The sequence below is a fragment of the Clostridium carboxidivorans P7 genome, assembly GCF_001038625.1.
Lineage (GTDB): Bacteria > Bacillota > Clostridia > Clostridiales > Clostridiaceae > Clostridium_AM > Clostridium_AM carboxidivorans.
This window is the reverse complement of record NZ_CP011803.1, coordinates 3,583,741-3,601,791: the sequence shown is the minus strand read 5'-3', so window position 1 is coordinate 3,601,791 and position 18,051 is coordinate 3,583,741. Positions and strand designations below refer to the sequence as shown.

Sequence of the window (18,051 nt, the reverse complement as noted above, 5' to 3'; positions counted from 1 at the left end):
GATTAGGAGCATTATAGCTCCTTTTTATTTTGCAAAGAAAAAGATAACTTTGTGAAAAATTATTAAAAAAAGCATGTATTAAAAGGTAATTTAGTAAAAAGCATAAAAAAGTTGCACCTTGGGAAAAATTAAAAAAGGTATATATTAACACAGAAGGTGGGATAAATTAATGGTTACTATTTCACAAAGGATAGAGAGATTGCCGGTTACACCAATGCTTTGGAAAGTGCTTTTTTTAACAGGTATAGGTTGGCTGTTTGATGCTATGGATCAGGGAATGGTGGCAGGGGTCATGGCTGCTATAGGAAGAGAGTGGAAACTTACTCCTGCTGATTTAGGTATGCTGGGGAGTGCTTCGGCAGTTGGCATGGCTATTGGAGCAGCTGTTGCAGGTATGGCTGCTGATAGGTGGGGTAGAAGGACTGTAGTTACATTTACTCTTGTGTTGTATGGATTAGCAAGTGCGGTATCAGGATTTGCAGCTAATTTTGGCATATTACTATTATTAAGATTTTTAACTGGATTGGGGCTAGGTGGAGAATTACCAGCAGCGTCTACTTTAGTCAGTGAATTTTCACCTGCCAAATCCAGGGGACGTATGGTTGTTTTGCTTGAAAGCTTTTGGGCTTGGGGATGGATTGCGGCTTCTTTAATTGCTTACCTACTAATTCCTGTTTACGGATGGCGTATTGGTTTCTTTTTAGGAGGAGTACCAGCACTATATGCAGCTTATCTTAGAAAAGGTATTCCAGAATCTCCAAGGTATTTGGAACAAAAAGGATACTTTGAGGAGGCCAATGAAATTGTAAGCAAAATGGAACAGCAAGCAGGAATAACTAGTAATAGATCTACTGTAAGTAACAAGGTAAAAAAGAGGAAGAATATTACACTTTCAGAACTGTGGTCTAAAGATTATATTAGACGTACTTTTGTACTGTGGACTCTATGGCTTGGTATTAACTTTGGTTATTATGGTTTTGTTCTATGGACTCCTACACTTCTTATGGGTAAAGGATTTAGTTTAGTAAAGGGATTTCAATTTACATTAATTATGAGTATTGCTCAATTACCTGGTTATTATAGTGCGGCTTATTTAATAGAAAGTATTGGTCGTAAGGCAGTTTTAGTAGCTTATCTTTCAGGTACTGCTGTTGCAGCATACCTATTTAGTCAGGCAGCATCTGTTACTAATGTAATTGTTTATGGTTGTTTGCTTTACTTTTTCAGCCTTGGAGCTTGGGGTGCAGTATATGCTTATACACCAGAAGTTTATCCTACGAGGGTTAGAGGCAGAGGAGTAGGTTCAGCAGCTGCAGTTGGACGTATTGGTGCTATTGCGGCTCCTTATATAGTGGGATTAGTATATCAAAGTAAAGGGAAACAAGCTGGATTTGTTTACGTATTTACTATGATCACCATAGTATTTGCATTAGTAGCAGTGGTTATTGCTTTTGCGGCAGTTGAAACTAAAGGTAGAAGTCTTCATGAAATTAATGAAAAAAGTTAATTGAATAGAGATTTAAATTGAACTGTAATATAAGTTTCTGAAAAAAGCTATAATTAAAAAAATTTTAAAAAAAGAATTATTCATATAAATAATTTACATAATCATAACCTAGGATAGCATAAAAATGTTATAATATCCTTGAGGTGATAATATTGGAAGTTCGTTTAAGTCTAGAACAGTTCAAGTTACTTGCACTTCGATATCAAAAAGCTAAGAAAAAAGGAAAGAAGGATTTAGATGGTTATATTGCAGATAGGTCATTGCGTATAAAGAAGAGATGCGGCTACTTTAAATGAATATTAACCAATTTAAGAGTACCAACTTTCAGTTAGTACTCTCTTTTTTACATAAGTTTTATTCTAATTCATTTAAATTGTAAGGTGTTCCTTGGTAAACGTAATAGTTCAACCAATTTGAATATAATAGGTTAGCATGGCCTCTCCATTTCACTATAGGGTCCTTTGTAGGATCATCCTGTGGAAAATAGTTTCTAGGAACTTCTATATCAAGACCTTTATTAATGTCTCTATCATATTCAGACTTTAATGTTAAAGGATCATATTCAGAGTGTCCAGTTACAAAAATCTGCCTTCCTTTTTTTGCTGTAACCATGTACACACCGGATTCTTTTGATTCAGCTAATATATTTAAATCAGGAACTTTTTCTATATCTTCTCTTCTAACTTCTGTATGTCTGGAATGAGGTACAAAAAACTCATCGTCAAAACCTCTTAATAGTTCAACCTTTTTACTAGTAATTTTATGAGAAAATACTCCAAACATCTTTTTTTCAAGTTGATACTTAGGAATTTTATAATGGTGGTACAAACCTGCTTGAGCTCCCCAACATATATGCAAAGTTGAATATACATTGTGAACACTCCAATCCATTATTTCTTTAAGTTCGTCCCAATAGTTAACTTCCTCAAAAGCTATTTCTTCTATAGGAGCACCTGTAATAATTAATCCGTCAAATTTTTGATGTTTGACTTCATCAAAGGTTTTGTAAAAGGTTGTAAGATATTCTTCTGAAACATTTTTAGAAACATGTGTTTTAGGATGTAATAATTCTATTTCTATTTGTAATGATGTATTACCAATAAGTCTTAATAATTGAACTTCAGTGGTAATTTTAGTAGGCATAAGATTTAAAATAGCAATTTTTAAAGGTCTAATATCCTGGTGAAAAGCCCTATGTTCAGGCATTACAAATATATTTTCATTATCTAAAATTTCAAATGCTGGCAAATCATCATTTAATTTTATTGGCACAGTTATCACCTCTTAAATTTTCATTCTAATTTTGCTAATTTTCTGCGTATTGAGATTTATTATAACACAATATTTTATAAAATTGTACTCTAAGATTGTATTTTACCTGTGAAACATTATATAAAATTGTGTCTTGGTAGTATGAAAATATAACCATAAAAGGTATTGACATATGAAACTATAGTAATTATAATTAAAACATATCAGACAAAAATACTCTGAATTGCAATAATAAAAAGAAGTAGGAGTAAACTTCTGCCTCTGAAAGGAGGTAGGAGTTTTTTATATAAGTTTTATTTGGTAAAAGAATCATTTAATGTAAAAGGGGGCATGTAAATATGTCAAAAACGATTCTTAAATTAGTAAATGTAGCAAAGAAATTTGATGAACAAAAGGTAGTAAATAATTTGTCTTTGGATATTGATGAGGGGGAATTTTTAACCATATTAGGTCCTAGTGGATGCGGAAAAACTACTACTTTAAGAATGATTGGCGGATTTGAAAATCCTACAGAGGGAAATATACTTTTAGAAGGAGAACATGTTGAAAATAAACAACCTTACGAACTTAATATAAATACAGTATTTCAAAACTATGCACTTTTTCCTCATATGAATGTATATGAGAATATTGCATATGGATTAAAAATTAAAAAGGTTAATAAATCAGAAATATCTATAAAAGTTAAAGAAATGTTGAATTTAGTGCAGCTTGAAGGTTATGAAAAGAAAATGCCCAAGCATTTAAGTGGAGGGCAAAAGCAAAGAGTTGCCATTGCAAGAGCATTAATTAACAATCCTAAAGTGCTTCTTTTAGATGAACCATTAGGAGCGTTAGACTTAAAGCTGAGAAAGCAGATGCAGGTTGAATTAAAAAGGCTGCAAAAGAAGCTAGGTATAACCTTTATATATGTAACTCATGATCAAGAGGAAGCACTTAATATGTCAGATCGTATTGTTGTTATGAATAATGGAATTATAGAGCAAGTAGGTATCCCAGAAGAAATTTATGAAAGACCTAAAACTAGGTTTGTTGCAGATTTCATAGGAGAATCAAATATATTTGATGCTGTGGTAGAAAAAGTCTGTGGGAATAAAGCAGTACTAAATATAGGAGAGTCAAATCTAATTGTTGAGAATAGAAATTTGAAAATGGGAGATAACGAGATTATTTCTTTACGACCAGAAAAAATGAAATACTCAACAAATCCAGTAAATAATTTTAACATAAAAGGAATTGTAAAAGAACATAGTTACATGGGAGCTGCTCTTAAATTTATAGTAGTCTTACCAAATGATAAGGAGATAATAGTAAGTGACTATGAAAAAAGCTTAAGTGTTCCTGAAGTTGGAAAAGAAGTATTCTTATATTGGGATCAAAAAGATTTAGTATTCATAGGACATGAAGGTGAAAATATAGAAGAAGCAATTCAAGGGGAGGCAGTGACACTATGAGCGCCTTGAATTATAAAGATTTAGATAAAGCTAAAACAGTAAAAAGTAAAAAAATAGATTTTTATAAGCTTACTTTGATTTTTCCAATATCCTTATGGATGATATTACTTGTGGCCATACCGTTAACTTATGTTGTAGTTATAAGTTTTATGCAAAGAGGTGCAGAAGGTGGAATAAATTTTGTTTTTTCCTTTGAAAATTATAAAAGAATGATAAAGCCTCTATATTTTAAAGTTTTTTTTGATTCTTTGGGGATAGCTGCTATAACTACTTTTTTAACCTTTTTGTTTGGATATCCTTTTGCTTATTTCCTTTCAAAAACACCAAAGAAGCTTCGTATATTTGCACTTATGATGATAATAATTCCATTTTGGACAAATTCACTTATAAGGACATATGCTTGGATGGCACTACTTAGTACGGAAGGACTCATTAATCATATACTTTTAAATTTAGGATTGATTAAAGAACCTTTAAAATTACTTTATACTTATGGAGCAGTTTTAATAGGAATGGTTTATACCTTGTTTCCATTTATGGTGCTTCCACTTTATAATTCTATTGAAAAAGTGGATAAATCTCTTGTGGAGGCAGCAAAGGATTTAGGAGCAAATAGTTTAAAAACATTTACTACGGTTACCTTGCCACTTACTATGCCGGGAATTATTGCAGGATGTATATTGGTATTTATACCATCTTTGGGGTTGTTCTTCATACCTGATTTAATGGGCGGCAGCAATATTATGTTAATTGGAAACCTTATAAGAAATCAATTTTTAGTTTCAAGAGATTGGCCTTTTGGTGCAGCACTTTCAATTGTCCTTATTATTGTTGCATTAATTCTTATAGGTATTTGTAGGAAACTTACCGGTAAAAAAGTAGATGTGGAGGTTTTCTAATGAATAAAAAAGTTTTTAATTGGATTTCAGTTTTATATACTACTTTAATATTTTTATTTTTATATGTGCCAATATTTGTAGTAATAGTTTATTCCTTTAATGCATCAAAAAGTAATGCAATATGGGCTGGATTTACCCTTGATTGGTATGGAAAATTATTTGATGATACAAATGTAATGATTGCCTTTAAAAACAGTCTTATAATTGCAGTTTCCAGTACAATAATTTCTTCAGTAATAGGAACTTTAGGTGCTATAGGCTTATATAAATATAAGTTTAGAGGGAAAAGTATAGTTGATATGCTTCTTAATATAGTCATAGTAATACCTGAAATTATTATGGGAATATCACTATTAATATATTTTGCACAGCTTAATGTACCTTTTGGAATAACCACTTTAGTTTTATCACATGCTACCTTTTGTATTCCATTTGTACTTATTGTAGTGAGGGCAAGATTTGCAGGATTTGATAGTTCTATTGAGGATGCTGCAATGGATTTAGGTGCAAACAGGTTTAAAGTATTTACCAGCATAATTTTACCGCTTATATTACCAGGCATACTTTCAGGTGCCATGCTGGCATTTGCATTATCCTTTGATGATGTAATTATAAATTTCTTTGTATCAGGTTCAGAAAGTACTACCTTGCCAATTAAGATTTTTTCAATGTTAAAGTTTGGATTGTCTCCAGAAATTAATGCACTATGTACAATAATGTTAATTTTTATATTTATCCTCATTATTGTTTCACAAGGTATAAGATTTAAAAGACAGGATAAAAATTTAAACTAATTATATTTAGAGGGGGACTGGTTTTATGTACAAGAAATTATCAAAAATTTTAAGTTTACTGCTTGTAGCAGTATTATCAACATTTGCATTTTCAGGATGCTCAAAATCAACTAGCACATCTAGTAACACACAAAAATCAAGTGAAGAAAAGGTAGTGAATATATTTACTTGGGCAAATTATGTGCCAGATGATGTTGTAAAAAAATTTGAAAAGAAAACAGGAATTAAAGTAAATTATACTAATTTCTCAACTAATGAGGAAATGCTTGCTAAGCTTCAAGCTGTTAAAGGATCACAATATGATGTAGTTATTTGCAGCGACTATATAGTTGAAGTTATGGGAAAACAAAAAGATGTATTAATGCAGCCTATAGATAAAGCAAACATAGCTAACTACAAAAATGTAGATACTAAGTATTTAAACCAGGAGTATGATAAAGGAAATAAATATTCCATACCTTATACATTAGGTACTCAAATGATTGTTTACAATCCAGATAAAATAAAAACTGACATTAAGGGTTATAAAGATTTATGGAATCCAGAACTTAAAGGTTCTATGGTACTTGTAGATGATTCAAGAATAGTAATAGGTATGACTCTTAAAAAGTTAGGATATTCAATGAATGAAACTGATAAGACTAAGCTAGATCAAGCAAAAGCAGAATTAAAGAAATTAAGACCTAATGTAAAAGTTTTTGATGCAGATACACCACATAATAGTCTTATAAGTGGCGATACTAGTATAGGATTTATGTATGGTTCACAAGCCTCAGCTGCTGTAAGAGCAAATCCTAAATTAAAAATAGTATATCCTGAAGAAGGAATGAACATAGAAGAAGATAACTTTGTAATACCAGTAAAAGCACCACATAAGAAAAATGCAGAACAATTTATAAACTTTATGTTAGATGGAGAAATAAGTAACGCAGCTACTACAGCTAATGAATATATTAATACTAACCTTGCAGCTAAACAGTTTATGTCAAAGGAATATTTAAATAATAAAGCTGTATTTATTCCAGATGAAAATTTCAAAAAAGGCGAACATTTTAAAGACTTAGGTGATGCAGCTAAAACTTATGATTTAATCTGGTCTGAATTTAAACAACAATAAAATTTTAGGAAGGTGAGAATATGGATATTTATGACTTGTTAATTAAAAATGGAACGCTGATAGATCCAGAAAGTAATACTATGATTCATGGAAATGTAGGTATTAATGAATGTAAAATAGCCATAATCACCAAAGAAAATATATGTGGAAAAAGAGAAATTGATGCACAAGGATATATTGTTTGTCCAGGATTCATAGATATTCATGGTCACATAGATGGTCATAGAGAATGTGGAGAATTGTCTGTATTTCAAGGAGTAACTACAACTATAGGAGGAAATTGTGGCTTTTCTCCTGAAGATTTAAAAAAGTTCTTTGTTGAACAGGATAAAAAAGGTTTTCCAATAAACCAAGCTCAATTTATAGGACACTTTAATTTGAGAAACAATGTAGGCTTAACAAATCCTTATATAGCTGCAACGAATTTTCAGATAAAGTGCATGGAAAATATAGAAAGAAAACTTTTTGAAGAAGGTGCTATTGGATTATCCTTTGGTTTGGAGTATGCTCCAGGAGCATCTTTTGAAGAAGTTATTGCACTTAGTAGTATTGCTGCTAAATATAAAAAATTAGTAGCAATACACACTAGATTGGATGGCCCAGATGATATTGATTCTTTAAAGGAAGCTGTAAAAATTGCTGAAATTACAGGTGCATCAGTTCAAATATCACATTTTGTATATCAGTATGGAACCGGTATAATGACAGAAGCACTTGAAATTGTAGATGATGCTAGAAAAAATGGATTAAATGTATGGGTAGACAGCGGTATGTATACAGATTTTGCTACATCCATAGGTACCAGTGTTTTTGATGAGGATCATATTAAAAAATTTAATTGGAAGCTTAATGATATGTTAGTTTCTACAGGTAAATATAAAGGAGAGAGGCTAACAGAAAAGCTCTATAAAGAGCTTAGGAATAACTATAAAAATGAAACTATAGTTTGTTTTACAGGTGTTGAAGATGAAATTTATGAAGTGCTTTTAAAGGATTATGTTATGCTATCTTCAGACATAGGGCCTAGTCCCTCTGGAAATAGATCAGAAGGACATCCGCAAAATGCAGGAACATTTCCAAGATTTTTTAGAAAAATGGTAAGAGAACAAAAGAGTATTTCCCTTATTAAGGCTATAGAAAAATGTACTCTATTACCAGCAAAGGTTCTTGGACTTACAAGCAAAGGAAGATTGAAAGAAGGCTTAGATGCTGATATAGTAATATTTGATATAGAAACAATAAGTGATAAATCTGATTTTCTAGGTAAAGGGAAACCTGATGCTAAACCAGAAGGAATTCATTATGTAATTGTAAATGGGACAATTGTTGTAGAAAATGGTGATATAATAGATGAAGTTTTACCAGGAAAGCCAATAATAGATAAATAGAATAGATAAGAGAGTAAGGAAGAATTGAATTATGGATATTAAAAATTTAGCAAAACAAAGTGAAAAATATACCATAGACATCAGAAGAGATATTCATCAAAATCCTGAACCATCATGGAAAGAATTTAGAACAACAGAGCTTATAGAAAGAGAACTAAAATCCTTTGGAATAGAAACTAAAAGGCTTAAAAGAACAGGGGTTATAGGCATTCTTAAAGGAGCAAAAAAAGGAAAAACATTAGCCCTTAGAGCAGATATAGATGCACTGTCTATAAAGGAAAATACAGAATTACCTTTTAAATCAAATAATGAGTATATGCATGCTTGCGGTCATGATTGCCATACAGCAATGCTTTTAAGTGCAGCTAAAATACTATCCGGAATAAAGGATCAATTCAATGGTACAGTAAAATTTATATTCCAGCCAGCAGAGGAAACTTGTGTTGGTGCGAAGGTAATAATGGAAGAAGATAATGTACTTGAAGGTGTAGATGCAATATTTGGTATGCATATATGGGGTAACTTGGAGTATGGAAAATTCAGTATAGAGCCTGGTGCTAGAATGGCTTCAGCAGATACCTTCAAAATAAGAATAAGAGGAACTGCAAGCCATGGTTCTACACCTCATTTGGGAGTAGATTCTATTGTTGCTGCATCAGCAGTGGTTATGAATTTACAGAGTATAGTAAGCAGAAATATAAATCCAATTGAACCAGTGGTTATTACTGTTGGAACCATAAAAGGTGGAGATAGATTTAATATAATTGCAAATGAGGTAGTTATGGAAGGAACTACAAGAGCGTTTTCACAAGAAGTGAGAAAAGCTCTAGAAAAGAAAATGAGAGAAGTAGTTCAAAACACAGCTCAAACCTATGGGGCTAAAGGCACATTGGAATATGAATACTGTCCAGCTCCTCTTATAAATGATTCAAAATTAACAGATACAGCGCTAAAGTCTGCAAAGAAACTTTATGGAGAGGATAGTTTAATATCTATGGATAAACTAACTATCTCGGAAGATTTTACCTACTATATGGATAAAGTTCCAGGAGTATTTGTATTTTTAGGTGGTGGAAATGAAAATTTTGGCATGTATGCAAATCATAATGATAAGTTTATAATAGACGAAAGTGCATTAAGTAGGGGAACTGCCTTATATGTTCAGTTTACTGTAGACTATTTGAACAGTTAGACTAGAAAAGTAAATAATAAATCGCTATGTAAAAAACAGTAAGAATAAGTAATTATATAGAAATACACCCTTCAAAGTCCTATAGAAAAAAGTTAAAAGCCTGTATATAATTAATAATATAATAAAAATTTGAGGGGGTATTTTTCATGGATGAAAAGCAAATGGAAATAGTTGAAAAGATTTTAAGAGAACTCCAGGATATTAAAGTAATTCTTCAGGAAAAAATGAGTGATGATGAAAGCGTAGAAGAATAAAAAATTTACATAGTTTATTTGTTTTGAAAATTTTGATAATAGTATTCTAATTAGGTGTTTAAATGATGTAAAAATTAGTTAAACGCCTTTTTGTTATGTAGTTTTATGAAGGGTTACTACAAGATTTTCCAATTACAAGTTATAGTGATGTTTTATAATTCATATATATTAATTATGAAGTTACTTTAAAGTAGGTGAAATTCAAATGGAGAGACAAATTAAAGATAATGTGGTAAATGAACTATTAATATTGGATGAAAAAGTTAATTATGAAAACAATATAATTTTACAGGTTTTGTTAAAAGGGGAAACTTTAAATCTGGATAAAAATAGTATAAAGGTTACTGTAGATAAAAATAAAGGTTTATATTGTGAAGAAAATGAGGAATGTTATTCTCTTAATATAAAATTTAAATACATAAATAAAAAAATCAAAATAGTATCCAATGGAGAGGAACTGCAGAAAGCATTAGATGACAAAACGGTGCAAAATATTTTTTTGCAAAGTGGAGAATACAAATTGACAAATGGACCGATTACTATATCTTTAAAGGATAAAGTGATTATAGGAAACGAAGAAACCATATTTACTAATGGAATAATTATTAAAGCAGATACCTGCTTAAAAGGAATAAAGTTTATTAGTGAGTCTTCTATTATTAATAATAATTGCTATATATATGTTTGTAAATTTTCAAATGTAATACTTGAAAATGTGGATATTCAGGGAAATAATTTTAAAGATTTAAATGGAATAATTTTAGAAAAGAACAGCATGAGTAAAATTTCTATTATAAATTCCAGCATGAGTAATTTAAGTGTTGGTATACAGGTTAATGAAGATAATGTTTTAGGTGAAATAAAAAATAATAAGTTTAATAATGTTAAATTTGGAATAAGTAATTTAAAGAAAGGAGCAGCTATAGAAGATATAGACAAAATTATTAATAACACCTTTTCTATGAAGGAAAATGGAGAAGACATAAGCTTTTCCTCTGGAGTGAATATAGGAAAGGGTGATAATGTAAAAATAGTAACTAATGGTGTAAGCTTTGCAAGAAAATTGAGTTTAAATAATAATTATGCCTTTGTAAAAGGAGAAGGCATGTTTAGTGACATAGAAACTAAGTTTTTTCAAGTTAGTAATGATGAAGAATTAAATGAAGTATTAAAATCAAGCAATAATGGATATATAATAAGACTAATAAATGGAAAGTATTATGGAAATATATGCATTGATAAAGAAATTGCTTTAGTAGGTGAAAGCAAAGAAAATGTTTTTATAGTACCAAATGAAAATTATAATAAAAATGTTTTTCAGTATGGAATTAGTATAAACAGCAGTAATGTACTTATAAAGAATTTAACTATTGATGGCAAGAAAAACAGCAAATTAGATAATGAAGTTTGTCATTTTAGAGATGGTATTAGGTACGGAGAAGACATTCCTAGTAATAATGAATTAAAAGAAATTTGTATAAAAAACATAAGTAGGCGTGGAATATCAATTTGGCCTGAAACGGTTGTTAATACTAATATAGAAAACTGTAATATAGAAAATATAGAATCTCAGCAGGGTATATATATGAATGGTTCTGGAGAAATAAAAAACTGTATAATTAAAAATTCAAGAATAGGGATAGAAGTAAATAATAAAATTAAAAATGGAGCAGTGCTTATTGAAAATAATTTTATCTGTAAGAATGAAAGAGGAATATTAATTTACAGTAAGGAAAAAGACCCCGAGAGTAAAAATATTAATTTGAAAAATAATTTTTTTGAGAACAATTTATTTCAAATAGATTATAAACTTTAAAATCGCACATCTAATGCATGATGTGTGATTTTTTATGTAACGTAGTAACTAAATTAGAAGCAATTGCATAGTATAAAACAAATGCACATAAAAGTAACACAATTGTCATTATTTATAACTTACATTAATTAATTGTTAGGAGTGAAAAGATGGATTTCCATACAATTTCAAATGGTACGGACATTGATTCAAGAATTCCGTTGAACTGTGAAATTGATAATTTTCAGATAACATATTTAGAAGAAAGCAGGGAACTAAAATTCTTAGATAAGGGTACTTATGTAATAGAATTAAAACTTATAGTTAGTGAAACAAATGAAGCGAACAGCATAGGAATAAAATTTGGAGAGGAATTGATAAAGGAATATAATGTTCCAATAAAAAAGAGTACAGAGGTAGTATTTAACTTTACAATAAACGTTGATACTACTGATAAAACTCTTAGTGTTATTAACACTTCTGATGATAATTTAAATTTAGTAGTAGGAGGGGTAAACATGGACGTCTCCAGCGCATCCATAACATCATTAAATGATCCAATCAGCATAACTAATATAGATCAAATAAACAACAAAACTATAACAGTTACGCTGAATAAGGATTTTACTGGTAATGAAGTTTTTAAAGTTTTTAAAACAGGAGATATTCACCAAGCAGTAAAGGTAATAGCAGTGCAGGATTCTGTCAATCCTGCAAGTAATAAAAGAGTAGTTGTTGCCTATGATACAGGAGTAAAACCATATGACATTAGGTTTCAAACAGGTGTTAGCTATACATTAAAAATTTCAAGTGATACAGAAGAAGCTAAAGGGGAATTTATAGTAAAAGAAGTTACACCACCACCTATGAATGCAGATATAGAAGTTTTTGGAGATAGAATATTAAACGTAAAAATGGATGTTCCAGTTCAAAATTTAGATTATTTAAAAGTTGTTCCAGGAACTCAAGAACTGAATAATTTCTATGTTTTATTTTATGACAAGGATACTAATGTATCACAAGATCCTGCTCCTCAATGGATAGGAACTCTTGATGCCACTACAGATGAACAAGATGTAAGTAAGACAGTTATAACAAGGGTAGCTCCAGATTACAGATCTATGGAGATACAATTCAATCACATATCTTTACCAGTTGGAGCTCAACAATTAATAGTAAACTTTAGTAAAATTCAAGAAGATTCTATATACAAGTTAAAGGATTTTTCCAACGATCAGAGAGTAGTTCCTACCATGTCAAAAGACTTTACTGTAATAAAAGGAGCTAATGCTGCAGTACCAATGAGCGTAGTAACTTCTAGCAGAACAGAAATAATTGTTAAATTTGATAAACCAATATTAAATTTATATAGCGAAAAAGATGCTATTTCTGTAGAAAATGTACCAACTAATGTTTTACAAATAACAAGGGTAGGAAATAAATTTAATACACTAAAATATACACTTTCCAATACAACTCCATTACCAATTGGCAAGGTTAATATTACTGTAGGAAGAATAACAGATGCCAATGGATACAAAACCATGCAGGCCATTTTTAAGGATGTAATTGTTGTAGATAATCCACCAAGGATATTAAAGGTTGAACAAATAGAAATTCCTTCAATTCCTAATACTACACAGATATTAGTAACATTTTCAAAGGATATGAAGGATACTGATACGGAAGGTGGAGTAAGAAATCCAAATTATTATGTAATAACTAAACCAGATACATCTATTGTTACAATTAAAACACCAATCACATACGATGCTAGTAAGTTTGCAGCTACAATAACAACTGAAAAGCTTGATCCAGGAGTTTATAATTTATTTGCACAGGATATTCAAGATGTTTTGGGACTTCCTATGAAGGCACAAAATATATCTTTCATCATTGTAGATAATACAGAACCTAAGGTAACTGGAATTACTTTCAGGAATAACACTATGGTAATTAAATTTAATGAAATGATGCAAACTTCAGGTGAACATTCAATAACTGAAATACAGAATTATCTCATAGAGGATGGAAGAGTGGTGCCTTCTAAAAAGGAAGTTCTGCTGCCTGAAACTGTTATGTTAACTATGAAGAATAGCAAGTGGGTTAGAATAACCTTGCCAACTAATTCAATAATATTACCTTTAGCAGTAGATCCAAATTATTTAGTTCATATAGGTTATGCAAAACTTAAAGAGATAAGATATATACAGGATGTGGGAGGCAACATCTATCCATTATGTAACTTGCATCAAATTGACAGTAATCCTGAAGAATTTGATGTTTCTAATGGAACCGTTACAGTTATTTCAGACAGCAGGCTGCAATATAAATATTTAGGACAAAATGAGCTTTATTCTATTAATATATCAGACTTTGAAGTAAGTATAGGAACTGCTCCAGGAGTTGTTGTAGCTCCTTTGACTATAACATTAAAAGATGAAAAAACTATAGAATTTAATTTTCCATCAAATACTTTTGATGGTGGAACGGATAGGGTAGTTATTGGAACTAAGAATACAGATATGCAGTCTAGAGATATATATGGATATGCCATAACTAAAAACAAATCTACTAACGGAACTGTTGTAAATGGATTAAGAGCAGAATTACAAGCAGTGAGCTTAGTAACAGACAAACAGCAGGGAGCAGTAGTAATAAGAATGACATTTAACAAGTCTATAGATAAATTTGCAGTAGAAGATTTTGGATGTTTATTAAATAATTCTCAAAGTATATCAATGAAATATAATGGAAATAACTTTAATAATAAGAAAGTATTTGAAGTTGTTTTGCAGACAACTCAGCCATTACGCTATACCGATGAGCTTGTAATAAGCTTAGCTGTACCAGAACAATTGATTAGAACATTAGATATAGATGGAAATAAGATTGCTATGTTCACACCAATTAAATTGGCAAGGTTTATAGCACAATCCATCAAGTGGCAAAGAACTTCCTCACAAGGAATATCTAATAACAAAGTTACAATTGAATTTAATTATCCAATTAACACTAGAACTGTTATTCCAGATTCAAAATTCGATGGAACTGATAAGCCATGGGATGGTATAACTCCATTAGCTATAGGAGCAGGTAACTTAGAATTCAATCATTCTGTAGCTGGAGATACAATAACAATTAAAAACAATGAACAGTTTGGTACAATTGAAATTGCAAATAAATTAGGAAGTGATTTTGTTCCAGTAAGTTGTACAAATAATAAAGATGTAGTCCTCAGTCTTGTAGATGGAAATAAACTAGTATTACAATTTGATGCTGCAGAGGATGCACTTGTTCATCCACAAGCAATTAATTTTGTAACTTATGCACCAAATATAGATGCTAATAATACTACTATACAAAATGTATCAAATGTTCTATTCTTATATTCTGATTATCAGCCAACTTCTTCTCCAAATGATGTATAAGGAAAATTTTATAACATGTAAAAAAATAATAGACTGCATATGCGGTCTATTATTTTTTTAGTTAAGGGAACTAAGATGGTGCATTAATACTCTTTGTATTTGGATTAGAATTACGAGGTTTCATAATTATTGCCATGAGTTTATTTAATAGGTAGCTTAAAGTAATAACTATAGGGAAATACACTATAAGGAACAACCACACATTATATGCTTGAAGGTGGCGTATAATTAAGTATTTCCACATAAGTGCAGCTTCTAATAAATAAAGCTCATAGGATATGCATCCTATAAAATTCAATGCTCTTGAAAAATATCCCATAGTATTTATAAATAATATTATTATAACTGTTGTAAATGCAAAGGCACAGTTTGATAATGCAAAAATGTGGGTGCCTAAGCTAATATATCTTAGAGAAACTATAAATGTAAATAGGCATATCAAAAATGCAAAACCATATGCTAAATTAATGCGCTTTGATCCTAATTTTTTATTAATGGTATCCAGGTACAAACCTGCCATTACACCTATTGGAAAGGTAAATGCATTTAATCCCCATTGATAAGATACTTCATGAGTATATCTGTATACAGGATGATACTTAAATAAATAAGCTACAAATAGAAGCAATATCAACTTAAGTATATTTTTTGTTGGAAGTTTAAATATGATATTAAAGAATATATACCATAACAATATAAATGAAATATACCACATGGAAGCATCAACGCTTCTATTGAAATCAAAACCTATAATTGACAAGATTATGGTACTCTTTGAATAAGCTTTATGATATATAAATATATCAATAATTATCCATAGAGTTGTTATCATGGAATAAGGAAGTAAAATTTTTGAAAATCTATTAAATAGTATTTTTTTGTTTATTCCTTTTTTTAAGTAGGATTTAGTAAGTCCATATCCAGAAAGAAACAAAAATAAAGTTACTCCTTGAGACCCAGCGTGGGATAAAAATGGAGCTTGAATTATTTTGTCAGCAGAAAGATGTCCGAAAATAACTAAAAGTATGGCAATACACTTTAATTGTTCAGTACAATTTTTATCTAGTTTATATGAAAATGTTCTTTCAAAAATCTTTCTAAATGACATAATAGTAAGTAAAATAATCAATAATAATATAAACATGTGAATTATTTAAAACACCTCCGTTTAGTACATTGTTGAATGCCTAAAATTATTAATGCAGTTATTGCAGTAGAAAAATAAACAATTTGTACAACATATAATTAAAGTGTAATTGATTGATAAAACTTTGATTATTACCTTCTTAATTCTACACGATTATTAATTTATATTAAATAGGTATTTTAAAATTAAATATAAATTATTACTTTTTAGTTAAAGAAAAAACAACTTTTTTATATTTTGCCACTTTACAAATTTAGCATGATAAAGTATAATCGTTAATATAATCGAAAGTATTTTGTTAGGAGGCTATAAAAATGAAAAAGAAACTTGTATTTTTAGTAATTGCAATATTTACATTAGGTTTATTAATTTCTGGTTGTGGAAAAAAGGAACAAGCTACTGATAACTCATGGAAGGAAATACAGCAAAAAGGAAAATTTGTATTAGGTTTAGATGACAGTTTTCCACCAATGGGATTTAAAGATGACAAAGGTCAAATCATTGGATTTGATATAGATATGGCACAGGAAGCAGCAAAGAGAATGGGTGTAAAAGTTGAATTAAAACCAGTTCAATGGGACGGTGTTTTGCTTAGTTTGAACAATAAAGACATAGATGTTATATGGAATGGACTTACAATTACAGATAAGAGAAAACAGCAAATAGCATTTTCTAAGGTATATCTTCAAAACAAACAAATTATAGTTACAAACAATGATTCAAATATAAAAACTAAAAAAGATTTAGCAGGAAAGAAAGTAGGTCTTCAGTTAGGAAGCAGCAGTGAAACAGCATTAAATGCAGACAGTGCAACTGCAAAATCTATAAAAGAAATAAAAAAATATTCTAATAACACAGAAGCATTGATGGATTTGAAAACAGGGCGTATAGATGCTGTAGTTGTAGATGAAGTAGTTGGAAGATACTACATATCAAAAAAACCTGGACAGTATAAAGTTGCTGATGAAGACTTCGGTAAAGAAGATTATGGTGTTGGTATAAGAAAATCAGATGTAACTTTTAAGAATGAACTTGACAAGACTTTAGATGCTATGAAAGCAGATGGAACAGCAGATAAAATATCACAAAAATGGTTTGGCAAAAATATAATTGCAAAATAAAGAGGGAAGTGGTTTAAATGACTAATCTTATGGATGTTACAGGATTTATTTTAAAAGGGAGTTTAATATCTTTAGAACTATTTTTAATAGTTGCAGTTCTTTCAATACCTTTAGGGGTTTTAGTTGCAGTAGGAAAAATATCAAGTGTAAAACCTTTGAGAATAGTATTAAGTTTATATACATGGGCTTTTAGAGGAACTCCTTTATTACTTCAACTTTTTTTCACATACTTTGGACTTCCTGTAATGGGTATAAGATTAGAACCATTAACAGCAGCAAGTATAGCATTCACTGTAAATTATGCAGCATATTTAGCAGAAATATTTAGAGCTGGAATAGAATCCATTGATAAAGGTCAATTTGAAGCAGCTAAGGCTCTTGGAATGAGTTATGGACAAACTATGGTAAAAATAATAATACCCCAAGCTGTGAGAAACGTTATTCCTGCAGTTTGTAATGAGAGTATAAATCTTATAAAAGATACAGCATTAGTTGCAGCTATTGGTATTGGTGACTTGCTCAGAGCTGCAAAGGAAATTGTAACACGAGATTTCACCATTACCCCTTTTATGATAGCTGCAGTAGTATATTTATTTATTACCTCAATACTTGTAACGGTATTTAGAAATATTGAAAAAAAGTATTCTGTATATTAATTTTAATCTTTTGTTATTGGAAAA

At 30.1% G+C, this 18,051-nt stretch carries 13 protein-coding genes; 11 read left to right on the top strand and 2 right to left on the bottom strand.

What is annotated here, in order from left to right:
- The first annotated feature begins 169 nt into the window (after window positions 1-169).
- Complete coding sequence (locus Ccar_RS15805; protein WP_007063911.1) at window positions 170-1,507, top strand: MFS transporter; 1,338 nt, start codon at window positions 170-172, stop codon at window positions 1,505-1,507.
- A gap of 354 nt (window positions 1,508-1,861) precedes the next feature.
- On the opposite strand, the gene metA is transcribed toward Ccar_RS15805, so the two are convergent.
- The gene (metA, locus tag Ccar_RS15800; RefSeq protein WP_007063909.1) at window positions 1,862-2,779 is read right to left on the bottom strand and encodes a homoserine O-acetyltransferase MetA; all 918 of its coding nucleotides are present in this window, start codon (window positions 2,777-2,779) and stop codon (window positions 1,862-1,864) included.
- Between the two features lie 338 nt (window positions 2,780-3,117).
- Here metA and Ccar_RS15795 point away from each other — a divergent pair, with 338 nt between their 5' ends.
- The 8 genes from Ccar_RS15795 (at window position 3,118) to Ccar_RS15760 (ending at window position 15,103) form a co-directional block, all read left to right on the top strand.
- Window positions 3,118-4,233, top strand: coding sequence for an ABC transporter ATP-binding protein (locus Ccar_RS15795; protein WP_007063589.1), 1,116 nt, complete (start codon window positions 3,118-3,120; stop codon window positions 4,231-4,233).
- Window positions 4,230-5,132: an ABC transporter permease gene (locus Ccar_RS15790; RefSeq protein ID WP_007063590.1), complete on the top strand. Its 903-nt coding sequence runs from the start codon at window positions 4,230-4,232 to the stop codon at window positions 5,130-5,132. The genes Ccar_RS15795 and Ccar_RS15790 overlap by 4 nt, the downstream gene beginning before the upstream one ends.
- Entirely contained in the window at window positions 5,132-5,926 is a 795-nt protein-coding gene (locus tag Ccar_RS15785) for an ABC transporter permease (RefSeq protein WP_007063591.1), read from the top strand. Before Ccar_RS15790 ends, Ccar_RS15785 begins: the two co-directional genes overlap by 1 nt.
- Window positions 5,927-5,951: 25 nt before the next feature.
- Window positions 5,952-7,043: a polyamine ABC transporter substrate-binding protein gene (locus Ccar_RS15780; RefSeq protein WP_007063592.1), complete on the top strand. Its 1,092-nt coding sequence runs from the start codon at window positions 5,952-5,954 to the stop codon at window positions 7,041-7,043.
- A 20-nt stretch (window positions 7,044-7,063) separates the two neighbouring features.
- Window positions 7,064-8,431 carry an N-acyl-D-amino-acid deacylase family protein gene (locus Ccar_RS15775; RefSeq protein ID WP_007063593.1) on the top strand — a complete coding sequence of 456 codons (1,368 nt, stop codon included), beginning with the start codon at window positions 7,064-7,066 and terminating at the stop codon, window positions 8,429-8,431.
- Between the two features lie 31 nt (window positions 8,432-8,462).
- On the top strand, window positions 8,463-9,623 hold the full coding sequence (locus tag Ccar_RS15770; RefSeq protein ID WP_007063594.1) for an amidohydrolase: 1,161 nt from the start codon (window positions 8,463-8,465) through the stop codon (window positions 9,621-9,623).
- Window positions 9,624-10,082: 459 nt separating this feature from the next.
- Window positions 10,083-11,693 (top strand): right-handed parallel beta-helix repeat-containing protein, encoded by a 1,611-nt coding sequence (locus tag Ccar_RS15765; protein ID WP_007063596.1) that lies wholly within the window; start codon window positions 10,083-10,085, stop codon window positions 11,691-11,693.
- A 149-nt stretch (window positions 11,694-11,842) separates the two neighbouring features.
- Window positions 11,843-15,103, top strand: a complete 3,261-nt coding sequence (locus tag Ccar_RS15760; RefSeq protein WP_007063597.1) for a hypothetical protein — start codon at window positions 11,843-11,845, stop codon at window positions 15,101-15,103.
- A gap of 70 nt (window positions 15,104-15,173) precedes the next feature.
- Here the strand turns inward: Ccar_RS15760 and Ccar_RS15755 are convergent, their stop codons facing one another.
- Window positions 15,174-16,247: an acyltransferase family protein gene (locus tag Ccar_RS15755; RefSeq protein WP_007063598.1), complete on the bottom strand. Its 1,074-nt coding sequence runs from the start codon at window positions 16,245-16,247 to the stop codon at window positions 15,174-15,176.
- A 317-nt stretch (window positions 16,248-16,564) separates the two neighbouring features.
- Here Ccar_RS15755 and Ccar_RS15750 point away from each other — a divergent pair, with 317 nt between their 5' ends.
- Complete coding sequence (locus tag Ccar_RS15750) at window positions 16,565-17,371, top strand: amino acid ABC transporter substrate-binding protein (RefSeq protein WP_048030142.1); 807 nt, start codon at window positions 16,565-16,567, stop codon at window positions 17,369-17,371.
- Between the two features lie 17 nt (window positions 17,372-17,388).
- Window positions 17,389-18,027: an amino acid ABC transporter permease gene (locus Ccar_RS15745; protein ID WP_048030140.1), complete on the top strand. Its 639-nt coding sequence runs from the start codon at window positions 17,389-17,391 to the stop codon at window positions 18,025-18,027.
- Window positions 18,028-18,051 lie beyond the last annotated feature (24 nt).